This window comes from Empedobacter brevis NBRC 14943 = ATCC 43319 (assembly GCF_000382425.1).
GTDB classification, from domain to species: domain Bacteria; phylum Bacteroidota; class Bacteroidia; order Flavobacteriales; family Weeksellaceae; genus Empedobacter; species Empedobacter brevis.
In genome coordinates this window covers 284,125-305,790 of the sequence record NZ_KB908294.1, presented here as the reverse complement: position 1 = coordinate 305,790, position 21,666 = coordinate 284,125, and the positions used below count along the sequence as shown (strand labels likewise).

Here is a 21,666-nt window from a genome sequence, read left to right as displayed (position 1 = left end):
AGTTTATTTTCTTGTAAAATCTAAATCGTGAAAATCGTAACTGAAATCAGTTAAAGGAGAAATTGCTTTCATTTTAAATCCTGTTATTTCACCCTCTTTTATATCGGCAAAAACAAAAGCATCTGCATGAAAGTAACGATTATTCCATTTCACGGCATATGTATTGTCTTTATAAAACGAAATTTCTCCGGTTAATTGAGGTGAGCGTTTAGATTCAAAAATGAATTTTCCTTTTTTCTCATAAATTTCAATTTCTCCAAACCAATCATCTTTATACGTTCCGACTACGTTTTTTACATCACTTTTAATGGTTTTATTTTTTTGATTGGTTTCTACTGTTTTCCAGACTTCAGTTGTAATTTCGTCCGCTTCAGCCACACGAGATTTTAAAAGGTCATCATAAAATTTTACCCAATCCTTTTCCGGATTTCCTAAATAAAAATCTTTGATTGTATTAGAAACTGAATTAAATGCTACACCGGCTTGCTGATTGGTTAAAACGACAATTCCCAAATTAAGTTGTGGATAAAAAATAGTTTGTGTAACAATTCCTTCCAATCCACCTGTATGCGAAACTTCTAATTTTCCATTATAATCTTGTAATTGCCAACCTAATCCATACGCTTTGAATAACGAATTGTAAGGCGGAACGGTACGATTTGGTTGTATGGTTTGCGGTGTAATCATTTCTTTCATCTGTTTTTCAGAAATAATTTGTTGACCGTTTACTTTTCCTTTGTTTAAATTAAACTGTAGCCATTTTGCAACATCTTCAACATTTGAATATAATCCTCCTGCTGCATCTAAAACGGTGTTTGTATAACGATCAATAACCTGTAGTTTTCCATCAATAGGTACATGTGGCTCAATTGCATTTTTCTTGTCTTTTACCAAAGACCAATTCGCTGCAGTATTGCTCATTCCAATTGGTTTGATTAATCGTTTCGTTACAAAATCTGTCCATGGCTGTTTAGAAACCCGTTCTACAACAACTCCGGCTATAATATATAATAAATTATCATAATCATATTTTACACGAAAATCTGAAACAGGTTTTAAATATTGAATATTGTTGATAATATCTGTTGGTGTAAAGTTATGTCCATCAGGCCAAACCATTAAATCTCCGGCTCCTAAACCTAACCCGCTTCGATGTGTTAACAAATCACGAACAGTAAACTCTTTGGTAACATACTCATTGTACATTTTAAATTCTGGAATATGCGTAATCACTTTATCATCCCATTTAATTTTTCCTTCATCTACCAAGATGGCTAAAGCTGCTGCCGTAAATGCTTTCGAATTCGATGCAATTCCAAAATTTGTACTGGCTTGAACTTTTTCTCCTGTTTTGATAGATTTTACACCATACCCTTTCGAGTGAATAATTGTTCCATCTTTGATAACTGCTACAGACATTCCGGGAACATCAAATACCTTCATAGCATTTTCAGAGACTTGATCAATTACCTGATTTGAAATATTTTGTCCAAAAACCGAAAAAGAGGCTAATGTGACTGTTGATAAAAGTATATTTTTCATATTGCATTTGAATTGAAACGAAGTTATAAACATTTATTGAGAAAATTTATAATGAAGATAAAATAGAGTTTATTCTAAGAGATTTTTAAAAATAAGAAAGATAATAATGTATTTTAGTAAAAAATATGCAAATGAAAATAGCGTTCTTTTCTTCGAAACCATATGATAAAACTTTTTTTGAAACAGAAAATAAGAAATATGGTTTTGAACTTAATTTTTATGAAACACACTTAGGGCCGCATATTGTAAAAGCAATTGAAGATGAAAAGGCTGTTTGTGTTTTTGTAAATGATAAAGTAAATCGGCAGGTAATTGAGGTCCTAGCAAATAAAGGCGTTGAAATCATCGCTTTAAGATGTGCTGGTTTTAATAATGTAGATCTAGAAGCAGCGAAAGAATTTGGAATTAAGGTTTGCCGTGTTCCGGCTTATTCTCCGGAAGCTGTTGCTGAGCATACAATGGCAATGTTATTGACGTTGAACAGAAAAACACATAAAGCTTATAATCGTGTTCGAGAACAAAATTTTGCTTTGAATGGATTATTAGGATTTAATTTGTTTCAAAAAACAATTGGAATTGTAGGAACAGGTAAGATTGGAAAAGCATTTGTCAATATTGCAAAAGGTTTTGGATGTAAAATTATAGCTTATGATCTTTATCCAGACGAAGATTTAGCAAGTAATGGAATAGAATATACGGATTTGAAAACATTATTTACGACAGCTGATATTATTTCGCTGCATTGTCCTTTGACGCCAGAAAATCATTACATGATTAATCAACACACAATTGAGCTGATGAAAGATGGTGTGACGATCATTAACACGAGTAGAGGAGGATTAATCAATACTCATGATGCAATTGAAGCTTTAAAAAAGCATAAAATAGGTTATTTAGGAATCGACGTGTATGAGCAGGAAGAAAAATTATTTTTCAAAGATTTATCAGCAGAAATTATTCAAGATGATACGATTCAACGATTGACGAGTTTCCCAAATGTTTTAGTAACGGCACATCAAGCATTTTTTACCCAAGAAGCGTTGGAGCAAATTTCAGAAATCACGATGAGAAGTATTTCAGAAATAGCTCAAAAAGGTTCAACAGCTGAAATTGTTATGTTATAAATTTCCTAAATGAGTTGATTTAAATCCGTCATATTTTTTTAGCCCATAACCTAAAATACGGTCGAAAGCGATATGAGAGGAAAAAATAAGACCAATCATTATAACGGTATCATTTTTAGTGAAATACCCAATTGTAATAATCAGAATACTAATGGCATAATGATGAATAAAATTATAGGTTATGGCACCAACTTTATTTCCAAAAAGATAACCTAACATAAAGAGATCAGGAGAAAGGAAAAGAATGGCAAACCACATCCACGAGAATCCTAGTTGGTTATAAATAAAAAGTAATCCAATGAGCAATGCTAGTTGTTCTAATTTTAAGAAGTTTTTCATGACAATGGAGCTTTTACTTTATAAGTGTACATTTTTCACCAATTGTTACAAAAAAAGCCACTCAGCAGAGTGGCTTTTGAAATATAATTAATTAAATCTTAATCGTTTAATTTTAATACAGCTAAGAAGGCAGATTGAGGAACTTCTACACGTCCAATCTGGCGCATTTTTTTCTTACCGGCTTTTTGTTTTTCCAATAATTTACGTTTACGAGAAATATCTCCTCCATAACATTTAGCAGTAACATCTTTACGTAAAGCCTTAATTGTTTCTCGGGCAATGATCTTTGCTCCAATTGCTGCTTGAATAGGAATATCAAACTGTTGACGAGGGATTAACTCGCGTAATTTTTCACACATTTTTTTACCAATGTTATACGCATTGTCAACATGAATCAAGGCAGATAAAGCATCTACGACTTCACCGTTAATCATGATATCTACTTTCACCAATTTCGAAGCTTTCATTCCGGAAGGGGCATAATCGAAAGAAGCATAACCTTTCGAAATAGACTTCAAACGGTCGTAGAAATCAAATACAACCTCAGCCAAAGGCATGTTAAAAATCATTTCAACTCTATGTTGAGTCAAATAATTTTGCGATTGCAATTCACCACGTTTTTCAATACATAAACTCATTACAGGTCCTACGAACTCTGATTTTGTAATAATTGCAGCACGAATATAGGGTTCTTCAACACGGTTTAATCCTGAAGGATCCGGTAATTCAGATGGGTTATGAACCGGAATCATTTTTTCAGGATCTTTTTCCAAATATGCTTCATACGATACGTTAGGAACAGTTGTAATGACGGTCATATTAAACTCACGTTCTAAACGTTCTTGAATAATTTCCAAGTGCAACATTCCCAAGAATCCACAACGAAAACCAAATCCTAAAGCAGCAGAAGATTCAGCTTCAAAAGTTAAGGAAGCGTCATTCAAACGTAACTTTTCAATAGAAGCGCGTAAATCTTCGTAATCTTCAGTATCTACAGGGTAAATACCTGCGAAGACCATTGGTTTTACTTCCTCAAAACCATCAATTGCTTCGGTAGCAGGATTATCAACTAACGTAATTGTATCTCCAACTTTTACTTCAGAAGCTTCTTTTATTCCGGAAATAATATAGCCTACATCTCCTGTTTTAATTGCTTTTTTCTCTACTTGGTTTAATTTTAAAGTTCCAATTTCATCAGCTCCATATTTTTTACCTGTAGCCATGAATTTTACTTGGTCACCTTTTTTGATCTCACCATTTACAACTTTATAAAATGCTTCAATTCCACGGAAAGGATTGTAAACAGAATCAAAAATTAATGCTTGCAAAGGGGCGTCAGGATCACCTTGTGGAGCCGGAATTTTATCGATAATTGTATGCAACAATTCTAAAACTCCTTCACCTGTTTTTCCAGAACAACGTAAAACATCTTCAGGTTCACAACCTAATAGATCTACAATATCATCAGTTACCTCTTCCGGGTTGGCAGAGGGTAAATCGATTTTATTTAAAACAGGAATAATCTCTAAATCATTCTCTAATGCTAAATATAGATTAGAAATAGTTTGAGCTTGGATACTTTGAGCAGCATCTACAATCAACAAAGCTCCTTCACAAGCGGCTATCGAACGAGAAACCTCGTAAGAAAAATCCACATGTCCGGGCGTGTCAATTAAATTTAAAATATATTTTTCACCATCTTTTTCATATTCCATTTGGATAGCATGCGATTTGATCGTGATACCACGTTCGCGTTCCAAATCCATATCGTCTAATGTTTGGTTTTGTAACTCACGATCAGAAATGGTGTTTGTTACTTGTAATAAACGATCGGCCAAGGTACTCTTACCATGGTCAATATGGGCAATAATACAGAAATTACGGATATTTTTCATACTCTTCTTGTCGAATAGGCAAAAATAATCTTTTCCGTTCAGACTGCAAGTTTTTTGAAAAATAAAGTGTTAAATATTATTTTGATAAGAATTTAGTCATAATAGATTTATTCCCCTCTATACTTTACTTTAAACTCAATTTTACTATCACCTGGTTTATTGTTGTATGTAGCAGGTTTTATTTTTTTTCCTATCTTTTCATAATATTTGAAAACTCTGTTTATTCTTTTTAGGTAGGCAGTCGCAATCATAGGGTCACTATCGTTAGAATAACTGTAGCTTGCAATTTGACCATCTTTTCTAACCGTAAAATACAAGGTTAAATCATGATCTAATTTATTTTTCCTAAAAAAATCTTCACCATCCTCTTGCGTTTGGTCATTTAATTCATACCAGAGTTTTTCTGAGAAACATTTTTTTAATTCTTCATTCGTTTTAAATTTCTGACATCCGGGATAGATAGCATGTTTAAAATTTTCTTGTCCAAAACTAAAAGTAGAAATTAAAAGGAAAAGGATAATGAATTTATTCGTCATTCGCAAAATTTAGTTCAAATATAATAATCAATAACTCTTTTAAGAAATTATCTGATGAAAAAAGATATTCAAATCTTCACTTTTAGTTAAACCAAATTTTTGTTTCAAACGGTATTTCTTCATGCGCACACTTTTAGGTTCTATATTTAACAAGTTGGCAATTTTTTTGGTATCCAATCCCAGGTAGATATATGAACAGTATTTTAAATCTAAAGGGGTTAGTTTCTGTTTTGAATGTTCGTTCAATGTTTTGAAGAAATTAGGATGTAATTCCTGAATCCGGAATTTAGCATTATCAAAATCGTGGTCAAACATGTTTCCTTCTCGAATAACTTGTTTAAGATTAATAGAAGAATCATTTTTTATTTTATCTTTTAATTCCTTTAAAACATTATTTTTATGCTCTAAATGAAGCTGGCTTGCTAGAACTTCGTCCTGTAATTTTTGTTGTTGCAAGGTTAATAATTCTTGTTCTGCTTGTAAACGAGCCTGCTCTTCATGTTGCAATTTTAGTTTGATATCGGCTTCTTGTTTTTCTGCATTCAACTGGTTCTCTCTTCCAATGGAATAATGCAATCTAAAATGATAAGTTCTGAACATAAAAAACATTCCAATTAATCCCATTACGCCTAGGAATATATAAAGGATACGTTCTTTTTGTAAACTTTTATTTTTAGCTTCAAGATTTTTCAGTTCTACTTCTTTTCGTTCAGATTGAAATTGAGCTTCTAATCTTTTTGTCGATTCCGCTTGGTCTTGATTGTATAATTCGCTTGAATAATCTGTTGCTTTTTTCTGAAACTCGAAAGCCTTCTGAAATTCGCCTTTTTGGTTATAAAGTTTTGCTAATTCTGTCGTATTCGTTAATAGAGCATGATAATCCTTTTGGTGTTGGGTATGTAGGATTTCGTTTGCTTGAATTAAATAAGTTTCTGCCGAATGGAATTGATTTTCATCTCTTGCCAATTTACTTAAGATACTATAAGCACCTGCCGAAATATGTTGGCCGTTTGGAATTGTTTTACACAATTCTATAACTTCTAAGCTGTTTGCTTTTATCTCTTCTTTTATTAAGGAAGATTGATTTGGAAGAGATAATTGATAATCTGAAAGATTTAGTAAAACTATTGCGTAATTGTATTTGGTTACTTTGTTTGGATTTTGCCGACTAATTTCTACAGCTTTTCTGCTTGTTTCAATCAATATATTTAGATCTTTATCGTCTTTTGTTTTACGAAATCTTAGAGACAAAGCAAAACCTAAATTTGCATAAGCCATTACAAGTAGATTTTTGTCTTCGGATTCTTTCGCATATATTAAAGATTTCTCTGCATATATAATTGCATTTTTTGTATTGTTTAACGTAGCATGAATACGATATAAAATGTAATTGGTTTTAGATTTTAATATATACTCATCTGGTATTTTTTCTAATTGCGAGATGAAACCAAGTGTTGTTTTTTGTGATTTTGTATAATCACCCAAATTAAGTTGATGATATGCTAATAGATAATTATAATATACTTGAGGAAGAAAATCCGATGACTCATGTACAGTCCTCTGTATGGTGTCAAGAGATTTTTGAGTTTTATCAAAGAATTGTTGATGATCATAGGCTACTCCTCGCTGAACATAGGCTTTAACTAATTCTAATTGATTATTTTCTCTTTTTGCTAATTTTATTTGTTGATTGATGTACCGGTCAGTTTGTTTATATAAATCAGAAGTTCTGTTATATTCAGTTAATTTATTCAATAAATCAAATGTAGCAGTTACAGAAGTGTTCGATTTTGTTAATTCTGTTTTTAAACTATCAACATATTTATTTTGGCTGTACACCAAATTTGATGTACTACCGATTAAAAAAAGGGAAATGTAGGTTGGTAGAGTTTTCATATTTCAAAAATCGTAAAAAAGTACAGGAAATAAAATTTTAGCCATAAAAAAATATTAGAAACAACAAAAATTAAGTCATTGATATTCAGTGAACTTTAGTGATTGTAGTTGTTTTGTAGTGATTTTGTAGTCATTTTATTTAAAAATTGTAGTGTTGAAGTGATAATAGAAAAAAGTGAATAGATTTTATTTTCGTGCAAATTTGTAAAACATTTATTAACTACGGACGAAGTCAGGATGAATAAAATTTCTGATGAAAGAAATGGTTGTTTATAGTCTTACATTATGTTTTTTCAAGTGATTTTTTTATAACAATTTGGAAATTACTAAAATATTGAATTACATTTGCAAAAATAAAACGATATAGTATAACAATTAATAACGAAGAAATAAAATGTTCAAACAAACGACATATCAGTTCTCAGCTATTGCAAAAGATTCTGCAATAAGCATTCTTCGTGCTATAAATTCGTAAATAAATTACTTTACATATTCTAAAGCCCGAAGATCTCTTCGGGCTTTTTCTTTTTATTCTAATTCAGAATATTCCTTAAAAATTTCCGAAGTGGAAAATAGTTAGCGCTAACTATTTCAAAGAAATATTTGTAAACAAATCTTCTATAACGCGGAAGGTTCAATTTTCTTTTTGATATCAAACAATAAGAGAGAGAAAGTAAAACAACTAAAAAATGTAAGCGGAAAATTTAAACATCAAAAAAAATATCGAGGAAGAGTTTATTTTCATTAAAACACTCTCATAAAAAAGGATTTGACGCTATTTTAATCTTGAGTAAAAAGATTAAACAAGAGAAAATAAGTTGAGTTTTTCAATCTTATTCTAAAGAAGATGAGTATAACTCAATATGCTGAAAATGAAAATAAATCAAAAATTGATCAATTTTTAGATAATCATAAAATCAAACGATTTTTATAAAAATAAGGAAGTTTTCAACAAAAAAAAATAACATTATAAAATGTTGAAATACTGACAACTAAAGGGTGTTAGTTATTAAAAAAACATGAATCATGGGAAATAAAATATCAGGAAAAGACTTTATAAAATTAGGCTTTCCTAATAATAACTCGATCAATATTGTTTTAGGACAGATTCATCGGTACAGAAAAAAAGAAAAAAAACAAACGATATTAACTGAAGCAAAAGAAGTGTTACTTGAACCTGAAAAATATGTTGGTCATGGCATTTGGGGAAAAGTTGCGGAAGGTTTGATAAAACCTGTAGAAGTTAGATTACAAGAATTAAAAACAACACGATCTCCTTTTTCCGTTTTTGGAGAAAATGAGATTGATGAACAAGCAAAATTTCAATTATATGATGCCTTGAAGTTGCCAATTGCAATAAAAGGAGCTTTGATGCCTGATGCACATTCTGGTTATGGGTTACCAATTGGAGGTGTTTTAGCGACTGATAATGCTGTAATTCCGTACGGAGTCGGTGTTGACATCGGATGTAGAATGAGTCTTTCGGTGTTTGATTTACCCGCAAACTTCTTGAAAGGAAAAACACATCAATTATTATCTATATTGAGCGAGCATACCAAATTCGGTATGTATGAAACTCATAAAATAAAAGCTGATCATGAAATTTTTGAACGTTCTATTTTTGATGAAATTCCAATTCTGAAAAGTTTAAAAACAAAAGCTTATCAACAATTAGGGACTTCAGGTGGAGGAAATCATTTTGTTGAATTCGGAATCGTGAAATTGGATGAAGTAAAACCTGAATGGAATTTGATTCCGGGCGAATATCTTGCCATTTTATCACATAGCGGCTCACGTGGTTTAGGTGCAAATATTGCGAAACATTACACTTATTTAGCGTCTAAACAATGTCCTCTTCCAAAACAAGTACAGCATTTAGCTTGGTTAAATTTGGACACGCATGATGGGCAAGAATATTGGATTGCGATGAATTTAGCAGGAGAATATGCAAAAGCTTGCCATGACGATATTCACCGAAGAATTGCAAAAGCTTTAGGAAAACGAACTGTTTTTACGGTAGAAAATCATCATAATTTTGCTTGGAAAGAATTTGTAGACGGAGTAGAACGAATTGTTCATCGCAAAGGAGCAACCCCTGCCGGAAAAGGTGTGTTAGGAATTATCCCTGGCTCAATGACTGCAAATGGTTATATTGTTGAAGGATTAGGAAATGAGTTAAGTATTAATTCAGCTTCGCATGGAGCCGGACGGAAAATGTCCCGTGCGAAATGTAAATCAACGATTACCAAAAGTTTTATGAATGCGCAATTAAAAGATGCCGGAATCGAATTAATTGGAGGAAGTGTAGATGAAGCGCCTTTTGCTTATAAAAACATCAAAACAGTGATGAATTTACAAACTGAGCTGGTGAAAGTTTTGGGGACGTTTACGCCAAAAATTGTTCGAATGGATAAATAAAATAATCATGAAAAAAATTATCCAAATCACCTCAGGTAGAGGTCCGGAAGAATGTAATCTTGTGGTAACAAATGTTTTTAAACGTTTTTCAGAAGCGTGTAGAAAATCAGAAATCGAGTTCGAAGTTATCGAAAGAGATGTTGATAAAGATTTTAATCAATTATCTTCTATAGTTATAGCACTCGAAGGAAGCGATTTAACTAATTTTTTGAAAGGCTGGATTGGTACAATTTTGTGGATAGGTAAGAGTCCGTACAGGAAATTTCATCCTCGAAAGAACTGGTTTATTGGTTGCTTCGAATTAGAAACTCCGAAGTATGATTTAATACAACAACAAGAAATTGCATACCAAACAATGCGAAGTTCAGGAAATGGAGGGCAGAATGTGAATAAGGTAAATTCAGCTGTTCGTGCTATTCATAAGTCTTCCGGTCTTTCGGTTGTGGCAATGGATTCACGTTCACAACATCAGAATAAGAAAATAGCAACCACTCGGTTGTTGTTGAAATTACAAGAGTTGGAAACAAGCCAATTAAAAGGTTTGATCCAAGAAAAATGGAACAGTCAAACTTCGATCAAAAGAGGAAGTCCTGTAAAAACATTTAAAGGAGATTCATTTATTGAATAAAAAAAGCCGTTCTTAGAACGGCTTTTTAACTTTATCTTTTCAAGATGGCTTGAATAATTCCTTCCAAATTTTCATTGAATTCAGTTAGTTGCGCAAAAACTTTATCGTCTTTGCCTAAACCACCATGTTTATTCTTTTTGATAAATGTCGTTTTAATGGTTTCCCATCTTTCTTTCTCATCAGATGTTATTAAACCTGCAATTTCTTTTAAACGTAAAAGATTAGATTCAGTATCTGCCGTCAACGTTTGCGATTCACTTTCGTAATGTGCTAAAATAATTTCATTAATTTCTTTTTCGTTCATCATCGGAACAACTTTAGAAACCAATTTCGACATATTTCGATATGAACCTTGCATTTTAAAAGGAGGTTCAGTTCTGTAGTCATCTTGCATCGCCGCACTTGAAATATAGTTTTGATTAACTTTCACGACAATGTTTCGAATTTTTATGATATGTTTTAAGACTGCAATAAAGTCATCAACCTCTTGCTTCAAGTAATTAACTTCTAAATCAGGAATTTGTTCTTGATGATCTGTTACGAAATTGACGAGTTTATAAAAGTCTGCTAAACTTTTTGATGCAATTCTATCTAAATATGGATTATCACCAGCTGCATTTTCAATCAAACTTAAATTGAAAAGTGCTTCCGTATCACCAATTACATCTCCTAAATTATAGACATCAGCTCGATTCGCTAACATATCCGGAATTTGAAATTTCGAACCGCTTTCTGTATATGGATTTCCTGCCATTACGATACAAAATCGTTTGCCACGTAGATCATATGTTTTACTTTCTCCATCAAAAATTCCATCTATTTTACGTTGTCCGTCAGCCAAAGAAATAAATTTTTGTAAAAATTCTGCACTCAAATGTTGAATGTCATCTAAGTACAACATGACGTTATCTGCCATTTCAAATGCTAAATTTATTTTCTTCAATTCCTCTCTTTCTCCCGAAGTTTTTGCCTCAACAGGATCAATTGATGTAATGTTATGCCCGATTGTAGGGCCGTTTACTTTTACAAAATGTAAGCCCATTGTTTTGGCCAAATATTCCATCAGTGTTGTTTTTCCATACCCAGGAGGTGAAATTAACAATAGCATTCCCATGCGGGCTGTGCGTTTACTTTCACCAGCAGTACCCAATTGTTTGGCTAAATTATTTCCGATCAAAGGAAAATAAACGTCATTAATTAATTTATTTCGCACGAATGAAGTCAATACTTTCGGTTCAAATTCAGCTATTTTTAAATCTTTTTGATAAATTTTCGAAATATCTTCTTTCAACGTTTGAAATGCTTTAAAATTAGGAACGTCAACAGTTGAAAAGTATTCTAATTTCGAAATCATCTCATGGTAATCATGTTGATAAACTCCATCCACAATGACAGGATGATTGCCTTTTAAATTGTCAATTTCTACAATTGATTTTCCTTCATTCAATTGATAAGTATCTTGTGGAAAAAGGAGCATAGTTGCTATTTCATTGACACTATTTCTAAAAGGTAAAAAGTTTTTATTTTCATCTATAAAGGAGTGAATCCAGTTTTCAATTAAATAAAATTTTTCTGTTGATGAAAATTTTTCATCTTTGATTAACGTATTGAAATCAGCGGAATTTTGACTCTTTTCTAAATAGGTTGTAAACTCATTTCTAAATATTTCAGCTTCTTTACTCATTGAAAAAGCCTGGTGTTTTGTAAATGTCGTGAACAAATAATTCGCAATCTTTTCAGATGAGGTAACAGACTTGTCCCATTCTGTTTCCCACTTTTCATAACGTTCTTTTATTTCATTTGTGATATTGTTAAAACGTTTTGAATGAGGAAAATTTCTTAAAATTAATTGAGCCGAAACTAACATTGCTTTCAATTTATCCTGCAATTGATTTTCCAAAGAATGCCAGAAAATTTGAGCTGTTGTCCTTGTTTTAGAATCGAATTGCAGCACATCTAATTTCGAGTTGATGTTAATCAATTCTGTATAAATACGAAGCGCATCAAAATTATGAACTCCTTTGATGTATCCCTCTGAATAATTTTGTTCGATGATTTCATTAACAAACTTCTCGGCATTAAAGTTACTTTCATTTCGTGCCAGAAAAGCTTGATAAGCCAAATATTCTGCGCGATAAATTTGTTGATTTTCCGAGACGAATTCCTGGTTCCAAATCGATTGATATTGATAAATTTCATCATTCTTTACTTTTTGATAGAAACTTGTTCCTGTTAAATGATAAAATAATTCGTTATTTCGGTTCAGTAACGTCAGCGCTAACTGTTGGGTATTGACTGTAAATTTATTTTGCCCAAGCGCGATAATATTTTGTCCATCAACAAAAAGTTCAGTTTTATCGCGTAAAACACGGAGTGTATCTTCTTGCGATTTCTTCAAAAGATTTTCAAGATTTTCGGCTTTTGAAATATCTTTCAAGTCTTTCAGTTCATGAACGATTTGACGAATTTTATCAATCATCAAATCAGACGAATAAAATGCAAGAATTTCCTCTTTTACAGCAAATGTTTTGGCTTTATTTTCAATGTTTTTTAAAACACGTAAACCTATCTGTTCTAATGAATTTGTACGTTTATTGGTTTGCTCAACCAGCTGCTCACGTTTTATATTAAACGCTTTGATAATCTCATCGCGTTTGTCTGCAATTCTTAAAGTAAAATCATCAAAATCAGAAAATTTACTTTCCAATTCTTCTAATTGAACAATTATTTTGGTATTATATTCTTCCGTTTTTTCAGCAGTTGTTGACAATTCTAGAAAATTCACCACACTTTGCTCCAATAATGTGATTTGTGCAGAAAATTCAGCAATGGCCTCTTTGCTTTTTAAGGCTCCGGTTTGACGGGTTAATTGTGCACGAACTTCGTTAAGAGAAGCAAAAATTACCGAAATTTTCTCAATAATTTTTGTCGTCTGTGTAGCATCCTCAATTTTTAAACTGTTTAGAATATCGATCAATAATTCTAATTCAGAGGCAATTTTAAGGCACGATTCTTCTATTATCTTTGAGTCCACTACTTTTTCTATTGTAGTGACCAATTTTTTTTGTTCAGTAACTTTGTCTTCATATGGAATCAAAGCTTCGTCCAATAATAAAAATTCAATTGTTTTAGCAGATAAGTTTTCAGTCACCTCACTCAATTGATTTTCCAACTCCTGAACACGTTCTAAGTTAATGTATCGAACCGAACGTAAATTAATTACTTTTCCTTGGGTCTTTCGGGCATCAGCCAAATGTTCAACCAGTAAATCTAATTGATCATATTTAGTACTATTTACATTGAAAAGAATTTCCGCAATAATTTCTTCCGTTTTTTCCAGGGATTCTTGTGCAAATTTTTTCTGAACCTGAACTTTCGCAAATTCATCAATAGCTGTATTCGCAACCGTTTTAATTTCTAATAGGGGAACGGAAAGCTCAAAAGTTTCTTGATCATTAATCCAGAAATAACTGTCAACAATGTTGTTCGCTTTTTTTACAATATCTTCATATAAACCTTCGTAAGAATCTTCTTTGTTAATTAATTGAATCACTTCCTGCGCTTCAGCCATTGCCTTCACAACATCTTTGTTTCCTATTTTATATAAAGGATGGTTGGTTTTTTCTTGGTTTTCAATCAAACGTTCAACATAAGGCGTTTTCCAAATTTGCACTTGATGATGGCGGGTTGCCTCTTCTTCGGTGCGGAAATAAATTAAACTTCCATCTTTAAAAATTGTAAACCCATTGCAAATAATCGGAGTTTCGACACTTTGTTGAATGATATTGTAAGACAATAGAATATAGGTGTTCGTATCTTCCTGATTGAAGATATACATAAAATCTTCGCCATTAGGAGAATTTACACGACGGAAAAATTGAAAGTTCTCCAACTTATTCTCGAAAATATGATAAGTTCCGTTTTGTAAATAATATCCATTCGAAAAAATGAGCCCTTGATTATCCGGTAGCAAAACAGCTGCATCTAAAAGAGCAGGAATATTCACCACTTCTTTGGTGCGGATATTAAAAATATAAGCTCTGAAATCTTCTTGAAAAGGTTTTATTTTGACTGCAATTAAATTTCCTAAATCGGCATAATAATATTCAGCATCATCCAATTGTTGGTCTAGATAGGTTACTTTTTCTGTAAAAATTCCTTTGCCGGAGTCTGTATTATCTTCAATCTTAAAAGTGATGTCACCACCAATTGCTTCGATAAAAATTTTATCTAAAATAGAAATATGTGGAAAATTTCCTAATCGACGATCATCAATAGAAGTTTTCTGCCATTCGAAATCAAATTGATCTGCTTTTTTTACTTCGTGAATACTGCGATCATCTTGGTAAATTAATTTTCCATCTTTGATTAACCATTTAAAAGCTTTTAAATCTTGTGCGCTTTTACTGGTTTGGAAAACCATGTACAGGTAATTATCTGTTCTGCGAAATTTTGAAAAGATCGAATCACGGTAATATTTGTATAAGTTTTGAAAATCTGTAAAAAAATTCTGATCATCAATTAAATCTAAAGGCTGAGCAATAAATTGATTTTCTTGAAATAAATAAATACTAAAAACGTCACTCAGCTGAATATGTGTCCGTAAACCAAAATGTACATTGTAACCAAAAATACACAGGTTATCAAACGCGATAATTCCGCGGGCAACACAGGTGTTCTCTGTTGTAATTCTCTGGTTTGCACTTAATGCAAAGTTGGTTGAATTGAAAACTTCTTTACGGGCTTCATTCAATTTCGTTAATCGGTCCGAAAGAAAATCTTTTTGTGTAAGAAGTCTTTTCCGAATGATTTCGTATGCTCCTGCATCAAGTGTCTCGGCTACGTTTATATTTTTTTCTTCTTGCATTAAATTAAAATCTAAAAGGAGATTAAACTTATTAAATGAGCGATTGAATCTTCTGAATACAATTCAATCGCTCAAATTTTATATCATGAATTAACCTATTTTTTTATTTGAAACACCTAATTGATTGGCAATTCCGAAAAGAGAATTGATAAATCCGGTGTCTTCGTTATTTCCAGAAGCCGAAGCAGCTTGCTGTAATTTAATTAATGCCGCAGTAATTGTTAAGTTTTTGATGTCGTTTGACGAAATGCCATATTTATCAGCAAGATTTCTCACTTTTCCGGCTAAATCGCTTCCGCCATCCTCGTCAATCAATGCATTTTTAATATCTGTAGCGTGTTTCGAGTTGTTGATTAAATGATCAAATCCTTTAGCATTTGAAACCTGCTTCACGATATTATCAAAGAACATTGTTTCTCCTCCGACAATATCAATTTTCGCTGATTTTAATGCATGAGATAAAACTTCTGCTTGTGCACCGGCAATGTCTTTTTGAATGTTGATGTGTGCCAGCTCGATATCTTTTTCTTTTTGTAATTGAAGTTTGAACTCTTCGTGTTCTTTTCCAACACCATCTAATTTTTTCATGGCTTCAGCTTTTTCTTCAATTCCTTTCGCTTCAGCCAATGCTTTTTCACGGACAACTTCTGCTTGGGCTAAACCTTCTTTACGTAAAGCTTCCGCTTTTTTCTCAATTACAGTCGCTTCCACCGTTCCTTGTTTTTCTTCAGCCTCGGCTTTTGCAACCATTACTTCGGCCTCTGATAAACCAATTGCCGCTTCTTCTTTGGCTTGTGCTTCAGCAATAATTTTTCTTGCTTCCGCTTCTTTTGCAGAAGCTTCTTTTTTCGCTTCTGCATCAATTAATAATTCTTGTGCTTTTCGTTCTGCAACTTGTTTTTCCGCATCCGCTTCAATCACTCTACGAGCGGCTTCTTGTTCTGCTGCAATTTTTGCTGCTTCTGCAGCTTTTACCGTTTCAATTAAACGCTCTTCAGCTTCTTGAGAGGCAGCAATGATTCCGGCTTGTTTCTGACGTTCTACTTCACGATAGACTTCAACATCTTTCACACCTTGCTGCTCTTCAATTACACCTTTTTCTAGTAGAACACGTTCTTTAATTACGCCTTGAATATTTTTCTTCTCAACTTCGATTGATCGTTCTTTATCGATCTGAGCCAAAGTAACAATTCGTTCACGTTCAGTTTGTTCTAATGCGCGGTCTTTTTCTACGCGTTCCGTTTCGATAGCGTCTGTACGTACTTTATTTTTTTCTGCAATGATAATTTGGCGCAACTTGTTTTCTTCCTGTACAGCCAATTGTTCTTCTGTGGTGATACGAACAGATTCAGCTTTTAGTCGCTCTTCTTCTCGGACTTTAGTAATTTCAGCCTCTTCACGCGCTTTTATATTTTCGATTTCTCTACGTTGACGTTCTTCTTTTTCAGCTAACTGTCGTTCTAATTCTAAAATCGCTTCACGTGCTTCAACATTTTGTTTTTTGATGACTTTTTCTTCTTCACGACGGATTAAGTTCGCATTCATGTTTTGTTGAGCCGTTAATTCTGTGATTTTTTTAATTCCTTCAGAATCTAATATATTATCCGGGCTTAAGAATTGCAATTCCGTTTGTTCTAAATAATCAATCGCACAATCATCTAAAATGTACCCGTTAAGATCTGTTCCGATAATATTTAAAATCTCATCTCTAAATTCACGACGGGCTTCATATAATTCAATAAAATCGAATTTTTTTCCAACTGTTTTTAAGGCTTCTGAAAATTTAGCTTCGAAAATACTCTTTAATGTTTCTGGCTCTGAAGCTCTTTCTGTTCCTAAATTTTGAGCGACATTAATGACGTCGTTTACCGATTTATTAACGCGCACAAAAAATGCAACTTTGATATCTGCACGAATATTATCTTTACAAATTAACCCATCGCCTTGTTGACGTGCGATGTCAATTTTTTTGATCGAAATATCCATTATTTCCATTTTATGAAAAACGGGAATAACATACATTCCTTTGTTAAACGCCACTTGAGATCCTCCGACCCCCGTACGGACAATTGCTTTTCCTTGCGGAACTTTTTTATAGAAAATACTTAAGACTACGATAAATGCAATAAAGATGAAAACGATGACACCAATTGCTAAAAGAATAAAATTTGTCATGAGAAAGTTTGTATTATTTTTTTAAATTGATTTGGTTAGTGTATGATTATGGTTAAAATATCTTCGATTATGAACGAAGTAAGTTGAAATAGTAATACCATGATATGTGATTAAATATTATTTAAAGTGATCTGTTTAATTACAAAATAATAATGATTGGAAGGAGATTCATCTGTAATAATAATTGTGTCACCAAAATGAATTTCTTCTCCTGTTTGACTTTTTATATTAAGTGTGATAATATCCTTATTTATACGGAATTCGGCTGAACCTATTTTATCTCCTTCTATTTTAGATTTAGATTTTCCTATTCTACCTATAAAGTCAGTTTCTTCTTCTCCGTAATAACCTAATTCTGCATAGACTTTTACGAAAGGTTTTGTAATCCAATGCATCATAAAATATACAATAAGAAAAACCGGAATTAAAACTAAAACAGAGTAGATGCCTAATTTACTTAATCCGAAAACAATAGAAGAAAGAATAGTGATCACCCAACTTATAAATTTGAATAAAGTGATGATGACCATTAAAGGAACCTTCCCTACATTAATGAACTCCAAACATTTTGTCCAAAAACTTGGTTCGTGATGCGTATCCGTATCTGCATTTTGATCTGCATCAACGTCGTGATGAGCATCTACATCGTTTATATCTCCCAGGTGGAAATCGGAATCAGTTCCTAAGTCAATTCCATCACCAGCCAATAGCTGAAATATCCAATAGACTAAAGAAAACCCCATTAAGACGGTCATAATTCCATTTGCCAATGGATTGAAAAGAATATCTAAAATTTCGGTCATTTAGTGTTAATTTTATAGCATTAAACGTGTCTCTTAAAGGTAAAATAAATTCTGTACGTTATTCCATTGTTTGACAATGGAGTAGAGGAGGTTAATTCCCAACCTTCTGCTCCGTATTTATTTAATAATTTGTCTAAATTTTCTTGGTCAATTGAGACTTTAAAAATCCCTTGTTCAGCTTTTATTTCGATTGTTTTGTATTCAAATTTTAGCATAACTAAATAGAATTTTAAAAAAGCTTTAAGATCTAAAAAAATAGTAAGAAGAAACTCACTATAAGAAGTGATTTATTCTTGATCTTTGGCCTTGATTTTTAACTTCAAAGCATCTAATTCGTTTTGGATTAAATCTCCTTTTAAGGTGTCGTTAATTTCATCATCAGCAGACTTCGAATGATCAGCCAGACTTCCATAAGCTTGTGCAAGAGCTTCGTCTTCCTCAACTTTGGCTTTCATACGCTCCAGCATACTAATTGTACTGTTTGCATCAATTTTTGCCATCTGTTTATTTACTTGTTTAGTGGCATCTGCAACTTTTACACGTGCTTTCAAGGTTGTTAACTCATTCTCCCATTTGTTAATGTTGAATTTTAAGATTTCAACATTCTTATGAACTTCATTTGCAGATTTTTCATGGATAATTACCTGGTTTTCTAATTCTGAAATTTCTTCTCGCAATTGATTTTTTAAACCTAAAGCTTCCTTCGCTAAATTCTCTGCTTGCTCTCTGGTAATTTCATGACGTTCTGCTTTTTCTAATAAAAGAATCGCTTTTCGTTCGTAGTCCGTTGCGTCTTCTTTCTTTTTGTCCATACTGTTTTGAGAACGAATGGCCATTGCTTTTACTTTTGCATAAGCTTCAAGAGATTGATTGAGATCCTCGCGCATTTCACGAATTCCTTGTTCAGTCATTTTAATGGGATCTTCCATTTTTTCGACAACCGAATGTATTTCCGCTTGCCCAATTCTAAAAATACGTTTAAAAATATTCATCGTAATTTTGTTTTTATTGTTTAGAAAATTCAATTAATTGAGCAGAATATTCGCTCATCAATAAACTCAAAGAATTTAAAGTTGCTTCAAATTCGTTTTGATCAAGATTAGAAATTTGAAGTGTGTAACGGTAAATTACTTTGTTTCCGTCTTCTGTAATGGCAAAAGCTCCATGAATAATATCACGATTTTTCATCAGTAATGCTTTTAACATGTCCAGATTATCATTGGTGATTGTAAATAAATACAATTCGAAAATGATAATAGGTGGTGCAATTCCTACAATCAGATTTTGAACACCATCCAATAAATTTTCAATCATAAAAACACCTTCCTTTTCGTTTTTATAACGAATGGTGTAATCTATGTTTTGAATAAAATTTTCAACCTTCGAAAAATAATTCATTTTGTTGTTATTAGTGTTTTTTGTAATTTGTTTCCATAAAATTAAACAATTTGCTAAAATAATTAGCAATTAAAAATGTTAAAATTTTAAATAATGACGAAAATAGGAGAAAATATAAAGAAATTAAGACAGGTGAAGAACTTGACTCAACAAGCTTTTGCTGATTTATTTGATGTTAGCAGGGGGAATATTTCTTCTTATGAAGAAAAGAGGGCTGAGCCAAGAATAGAAACAATTTCCAGAATTGCTAAATATTTTAGCATTCCAATAGGTCATTTAATAGAAAAAAACTTAACAGTTAACGAAATATTGCATTTTGATAACTATTTTGAAGAGGCTGATATGTCGCGAAATGTTAAAAATTTGAGCGCTATTCCTTTTTTATCAAGAGAGATTATCCAGACAAAGAAAGAGTTGTTTTCGAATTTGTCCAACTATCCGTCAATTTATTTTCCTATTTATAATTCGCATCAATTTATTGCATTAGAATATTCGTCAACTATTCCGTCACCTATAGATTTTACAGAAGATGAATCGACTATTTTATTTTTTGAACATTTGGAAGTGGAACATTTGCATTTGGTGAATGATAAATTTGGATTGTATTTAGATGAAGAAGAAATTTTTGTTGGAAAGTTTATTCAACAAGAAAATCAGTTGATTTTAGAATTGAATCAATGGAAACAAATTGTTTTCGATGTCGAGAAAATTCAACACTTTTATCAGTTTTATGCTGTTTATAAGAAGGTTTAAAAACAAAAAAGCAGAAGTGAAACTTCTGCTTTTTTGTTTTTAAATTTACTAGACCTTTATATATATCTTCTTTTTGTCCAATAAATAGGCTAAGAACCAAAAGAAAGCTAAAAATATCAATGAATAAACAAATGAGCCTATTTCAGGAGCTCCGGGAATTTGAGCACAAATATTTTCGTAAAACCAACCCAATGGAGAAATGAACCTGGTTTCTCCTTTGTCATCTAATCCTCCATTTAGTCTAATTAAACCTAATAAACGAGGTAATAATCCGCTTAATACAAAAATGAATAACGGATTTTTTCCAAAAACATCGAAGAATTTCATCAATCCATTTCTGATGGCTAAAATTTCAATGAACCAAATCATTGTTCCGATTGTTAAAATAGCTAAGCCAGTCGTGTTAAAAACGTAGGAGCTGCTCCAAATCTTTTTATTGTATGGAAAATTCCACTGCCATACATAGCCAATTGTTAATGCTATAGTTCCTAAAACGAATAACCCTGCCAACATTTTATAGTGTTGGTTATTTGTCTGTGGTAACGGACGATTCAGCCAATTTATATTTCCTTGTTTTTGAATATAATCACCAATTAAATACCCGAATAAAACTTGGGGTATTGTAGAAATTGTACTGAAAATTCCTTCCGGATCAAACGGAATTCCTTCTCCTTTGTATATATGTGCTAAACCAAGAAGCTGGTTGTCTAGTTTGGTTCCAATAAACCCTTCTAAAGAATAAGGATCGATTGTTCCCAATCCAAAAGTTAATAACCAATAAATAATTAAAATCGAGCAGCTTATCCAGAGTACTTGTTTTTGTTTGAAATAGAAAGCAATAATTGAAGCAAAAAAATAAGCAATGGAAATCCGTTGTAAAACACCCATAATTCGTATTCCGTTATCTTCCGAATCTTTCCATACTTTAAAAACTAGCTCATAATTATCCCATTTAAAGAAGGGCCACCAATTGATGAATAATCCAATTCCAAAAATTAAAATTGTTCGTTTGATTACTTTTTCCCAAAAAACTTGTTGAGGTTGTTGTTGTAGTTTTGGAATAACAAATGCCATTGCGTTACCAACTGCAAATAAAAAGAAAGGAAAAACCAAATCTGTCGGAGTGCATCCATGCCATTGTGCATGTTCTAAAGGATCAAACATGTGTGACCACGATCCGGGATTATTGACTAAAATCATCAACGCAACTGTAGCGCCGCGAAAAACATCCAATGAATAATAACGAGCTGCTTTCATTTCTTTTGTATTAATGTTTTTAAAGATATATCTTT

16 protein-coding genes are annotated in these 21,666 nt (G+C 32.2%); 4 read left to right on the top strand and 12 right to left on the bottom strand.

The genetic code is table 11. The features are described 5' to 3' along the window. Nucleotides 1-3: 3 nt before the first annotated feature. Nucleotides 4-1,542 carry a serine hydrolase gene (locus H277_RS0108510; protein WP_019975166.1) on the bottom strand — a complete coding sequence of 513 codons (1,539 nt, stop codon included), beginning with the start codon at nt 1,540-1,542 and terminating at the stop codon, nt 4-6. Between the two features lie 131 nt (nt 1,543-1,673). Between H277_RS0108510 and H277_RS0108505 the strand changes: the two genes are divergently transcribed. After that, nucleotides 1,674-2,666, top strand: coding sequence for a 2-hydroxyacid dehydrogenase (locus tag H277_RS0108505; RefSeq protein WP_019975165.1), 993 nt, complete (start codon nt 1,674-1,676; stop codon nt 2,664-2,666). Here the strand turns inward: H277_RS0108505 and H277_RS0108500 are convergent. From H277_RS0108500 to H277_RS0108485, 4 genes are all read right to left on the bottom strand, one after another. Then, nucleotides 2,661-3,005 (bottom strand): DUF4260 domain-containing protein, encoded by a 345-nt coding sequence (locus H277_RS0108500; protein ID WP_019975164.1) that lies wholly within the window; start codon nt 3,003-3,005, stop codon nt 2,661-2,663. The genes H277_RS0108505 and H277_RS0108500 overlap by 6 nt on opposite strands. 98 nt (nt 3,006-3,103) lie before the next feature. Further along, on the bottom strand, nt 3,104-4,900 hold the full coding sequence (gene lepA, locus H277_RS0108495; RefSeq protein WP_019975163.1) for a translation elongation factor 4: 1,797 nt from the start codon (nt 4,898-4,900) through the stop codon (nt 3,104-3,106). Between the two features lie 107 nt (nt 4,901-5,007). Next, the gene (locus H277_RS0108490; RefSeq protein ID WP_019975162.1) at nt 5,008-5,436 is read right to left on the bottom strand and encodes a hypothetical protein; all 429 of its coding nucleotides are present in this window, start codon (nt 5,434-5,436) and stop codon (nt 5,008-5,010) included. Between the two features lie 39 nt (nt 5,437-5,475). Beyond that, a complete protein-coding gene (locus H277_RS0108485; RefSeq protein WP_019975161.1) occupies nt 5,476-7,332 on the bottom strand; it encodes a helix-turn-helix transcriptional regulator in 1,857 nt (618 codons plus the stop codon). A gap of 1,026 nt (nt 7,333-8,358) precedes the next feature. On the opposite strand from H277_RS0108485, the gene H277_RS0108480 reads away from it, so the two are divergent. Both H277_RS0108480 and prfH read left to right on the top strand, forming a co-directional pair. Further along, nucleotides 8,359-9,750, top strand: a complete 1,392-nt coding sequence (locus H277_RS0108480; protein ID WP_019975160.1) for an RtcB family protein — start codon at nt 8,359-8,361, stop codon at nt 9,748-9,750. 7 nt (nt 9,751-9,757) lie between these two features. Continuing rightward, a complete protein-coding gene (gene prfH / locus H277_RS18835) occupies nt 9,758-10,378 on the top strand; it encodes a peptide chain release factor H (RefSeq protein WP_051094536.1) in 621 nt (206 codons plus the stop codon). A 31-nt stretch (nt 10,379-10,409) separates the two neighbouring features. Here the strand turns inward: prfH and H277_RS0108470 are convergent, their stop codons facing one another. The 6 genes from H277_RS0108470 to H277_RS0108445 form a co-directional block, all read right to left on the bottom strand. Beyond that, nucleotides 10,410-15,245 carry a DNA repair ATPase gene (locus H277_RS0108470; protein WP_019975158.1) on the bottom strand — a complete coding sequence of 1,612 codons (4,836 nt, stop codon included), beginning with the start codon at nt 15,243-15,245 and terminating at the stop codon, nt 10,410-10,412. A 90-nt stretch (nt 15,246-15,335) separates the two neighbouring features. Continuing rightward, a complete protein-coding gene (locus tag H277_RS0108465) occupies nt 15,336-17,420 on the bottom strand; it encodes a flotillin family protein (RefSeq protein ID WP_019975157.1) in 2,085 nt (694 codons plus the stop codon). A 110-nt stretch (nt 17,421-17,530) separates the two neighbouring features. Then, on the bottom strand, nt 17,531-18,223 hold the full coding sequence (locus H277_RS0108460; protein ID WP_019975156.1) for an OB-fold-containig protein: 693 nt from the start codon (nt 18,221-18,223) through the stop codon (nt 17,531-17,533). A 20-nt stretch (nt 18,224-18,243) separates the two neighbouring features. Continuing rightward, nucleotides 18,244-18,438 carry a DUF4177 domain-containing protein gene (locus H277_RS0108455; protein ID WP_019975155.1) on the bottom strand — a complete coding sequence of 65 codons (195 nt, stop codon included), beginning with the start codon at nt 18,436-18,438 and terminating at the stop codon, nt 18,244-18,246. Nucleotides 18,439-18,510: 72 nt separating this feature from the next. Then, nucleotides 18,511-19,215: a PspA/IM30 family protein gene (locus tag H277_RS0108450; protein WP_026357494.1), complete on the bottom strand. Its 705-nt coding sequence runs from the start codon at nt 19,213-19,215 to the stop codon at nt 18,511-18,513. Between the two features lie 13 nt (nt 19,216-19,228). Next, nucleotides 19,229-19,621 (bottom strand): type III secretion system chaperone family protein, encoded by a 393-nt coding sequence (locus H277_RS0108445; protein WP_026357493.1) that lies wholly within the window; start codon nt 19,619-19,621, stop codon nt 19,229-19,231. Nucleotides 19,622-19,714: 93 nt separating this feature from the next. On the opposite strand from H277_RS0108445, the gene H277_RS0108440 reads away from it, so the two are divergent. Further along, nucleotides 19,715-20,374: a helix-turn-helix domain-containing protein gene (locus H277_RS0108440; RefSeq protein ID WP_019975152.1), complete on the top strand. Its 660-nt coding sequence runs from the start codon at nt 19,715-19,717 to the stop codon at nt 20,372-20,374. 48 nt (nt 20,375-20,422) lie between these two features. Here H277_RS0108440 and H277_RS0108435 read toward each other — a convergent pair whose 3' ends face one another. Continuing rightward, on the bottom strand, nt 20,423-21,631 hold the full coding sequence (locus tag H277_RS0108435; protein ID WP_019975151.1) for an acyltransferase family protein: 1,209 nt from the start codon (nt 21,629-21,631) through the stop codon (nt 20,423-20,425). Nucleotides 21,632-21,666: the final 35 nt, after the last annotated feature.

What these genes read in the sequence shown, in the direction of transcription:
- H277_RS0108510 (WP_019975166.1), bottom strand. Translation starts at nt 1,542, where the DNA reads ATGAAAAATATACTTTTATCAACAGTCACATTAGCCTCTTTTTCGGTT.
- H277_RS0108505 (WP_019975165.1), top strand. Translation starts at nt 1,674, where the DNA reads ATGAAAATAGCGTTCTTTTCTTCGAAACCATATGATAAAACTTTTTTT.
- H277_RS0108500 (WP_019975164.1), bottom strand. Translation starts at nt 3,005, where the DNA reads ATGAAAAACTTCTTAAAATTAGAACAACTAGCATTGCTCATTGGATTA.
- lepA (WP_019975163.1), bottom strand. Translation starts at nt 4,900, where the DNA reads ATGAAAAATATCCGTAATTTCTGTATTATTGCCCATATTGACCATGGT.
- H277_RS0108490 (WP_019975162.1), bottom strand. Translation starts at nt 5,436, where the DNA reads ATGACGAATAAATTCATTATCCTTTTCCTTTTAATTTCTACTTTTAGT.
- H277_RS0108485 (WP_019975161.1), bottom strand. Translation starts at nt 7,332, where the DNA reads ATGAAAACTCTACCAACCTACATTTCCCTTTTTTTAATCGGTAGTACA.
- H277_RS0108480 (WP_019975160.1), top strand. Translation starts at nt 8,359, where the DNA reads ATGGGAAATAAAATATCAGGAAAAGACTTTATAAAATTAGGCTTTCCT.
- prfH (WP_051094536.1), top strand. Translation starts at nt 9,758, where the DNA reads ATGAAAAAAATTATCCAAATCACCTCAGGTAGAGGTCCGGAAGAATGT.
- H277_RS0108470 (WP_019975158.1), bottom strand. Translation starts at nt 15,245, where the DNA reads ATGCAAGAAGAAAAAAATATAAACGTAGCCGAGACACTTGATGCAGGA.
- H277_RS0108465 (WP_019975157.1), bottom strand. Translation starts at nt 17,420, where the DNA reads ATGACAAATTTTATTCTTTTAGCAATTGGTGTCATCGTTTTCATCTTT.
- H277_RS0108460 (WP_019975156.1), bottom strand. Translation starts at nt 18,223, where the DNA reads ATGACCGAAATTTTAGATATTCTTTTCAATCCATTGGCAAATGGAATT.
- H277_RS0108455 (WP_019975155.1), bottom strand. Translation starts at nt 18,438, where the DNA reads ATGCTAAAATTTGAATACAAAACAATCGAAATAAAAGCTGAACAAGGG.
- H277_RS0108450 (WP_026357494.1), bottom strand. Translation starts at nt 19,215, where the DNA reads ATGAATATTTTTAAACGTATTTTTAGAATTGGGCAAGCGGAAATACAT.
- H277_RS0108445 (WP_026357493.1), bottom strand. Translation starts at nt 19,621, where the DNA reads ATGAATTATTTTTCGAAGGTTGAAAATTTTATTCAAAACATAGATTAC.
- H277_RS0108440 (WP_019975152.1), top strand. Translation starts at nt 19,715, where the DNA reads ATGACGAAAATAGGAGAAAATATAAAGAAATTAAGACAGGTGAAGAAC.
- H277_RS0108435 (WP_019975151.1), bottom strand. Translation starts at nt 21,631, where the DNA reads ATGAAAGCAGCTCGTTATTATTCATTGGATGTTTTTCGCGGCGCTACA.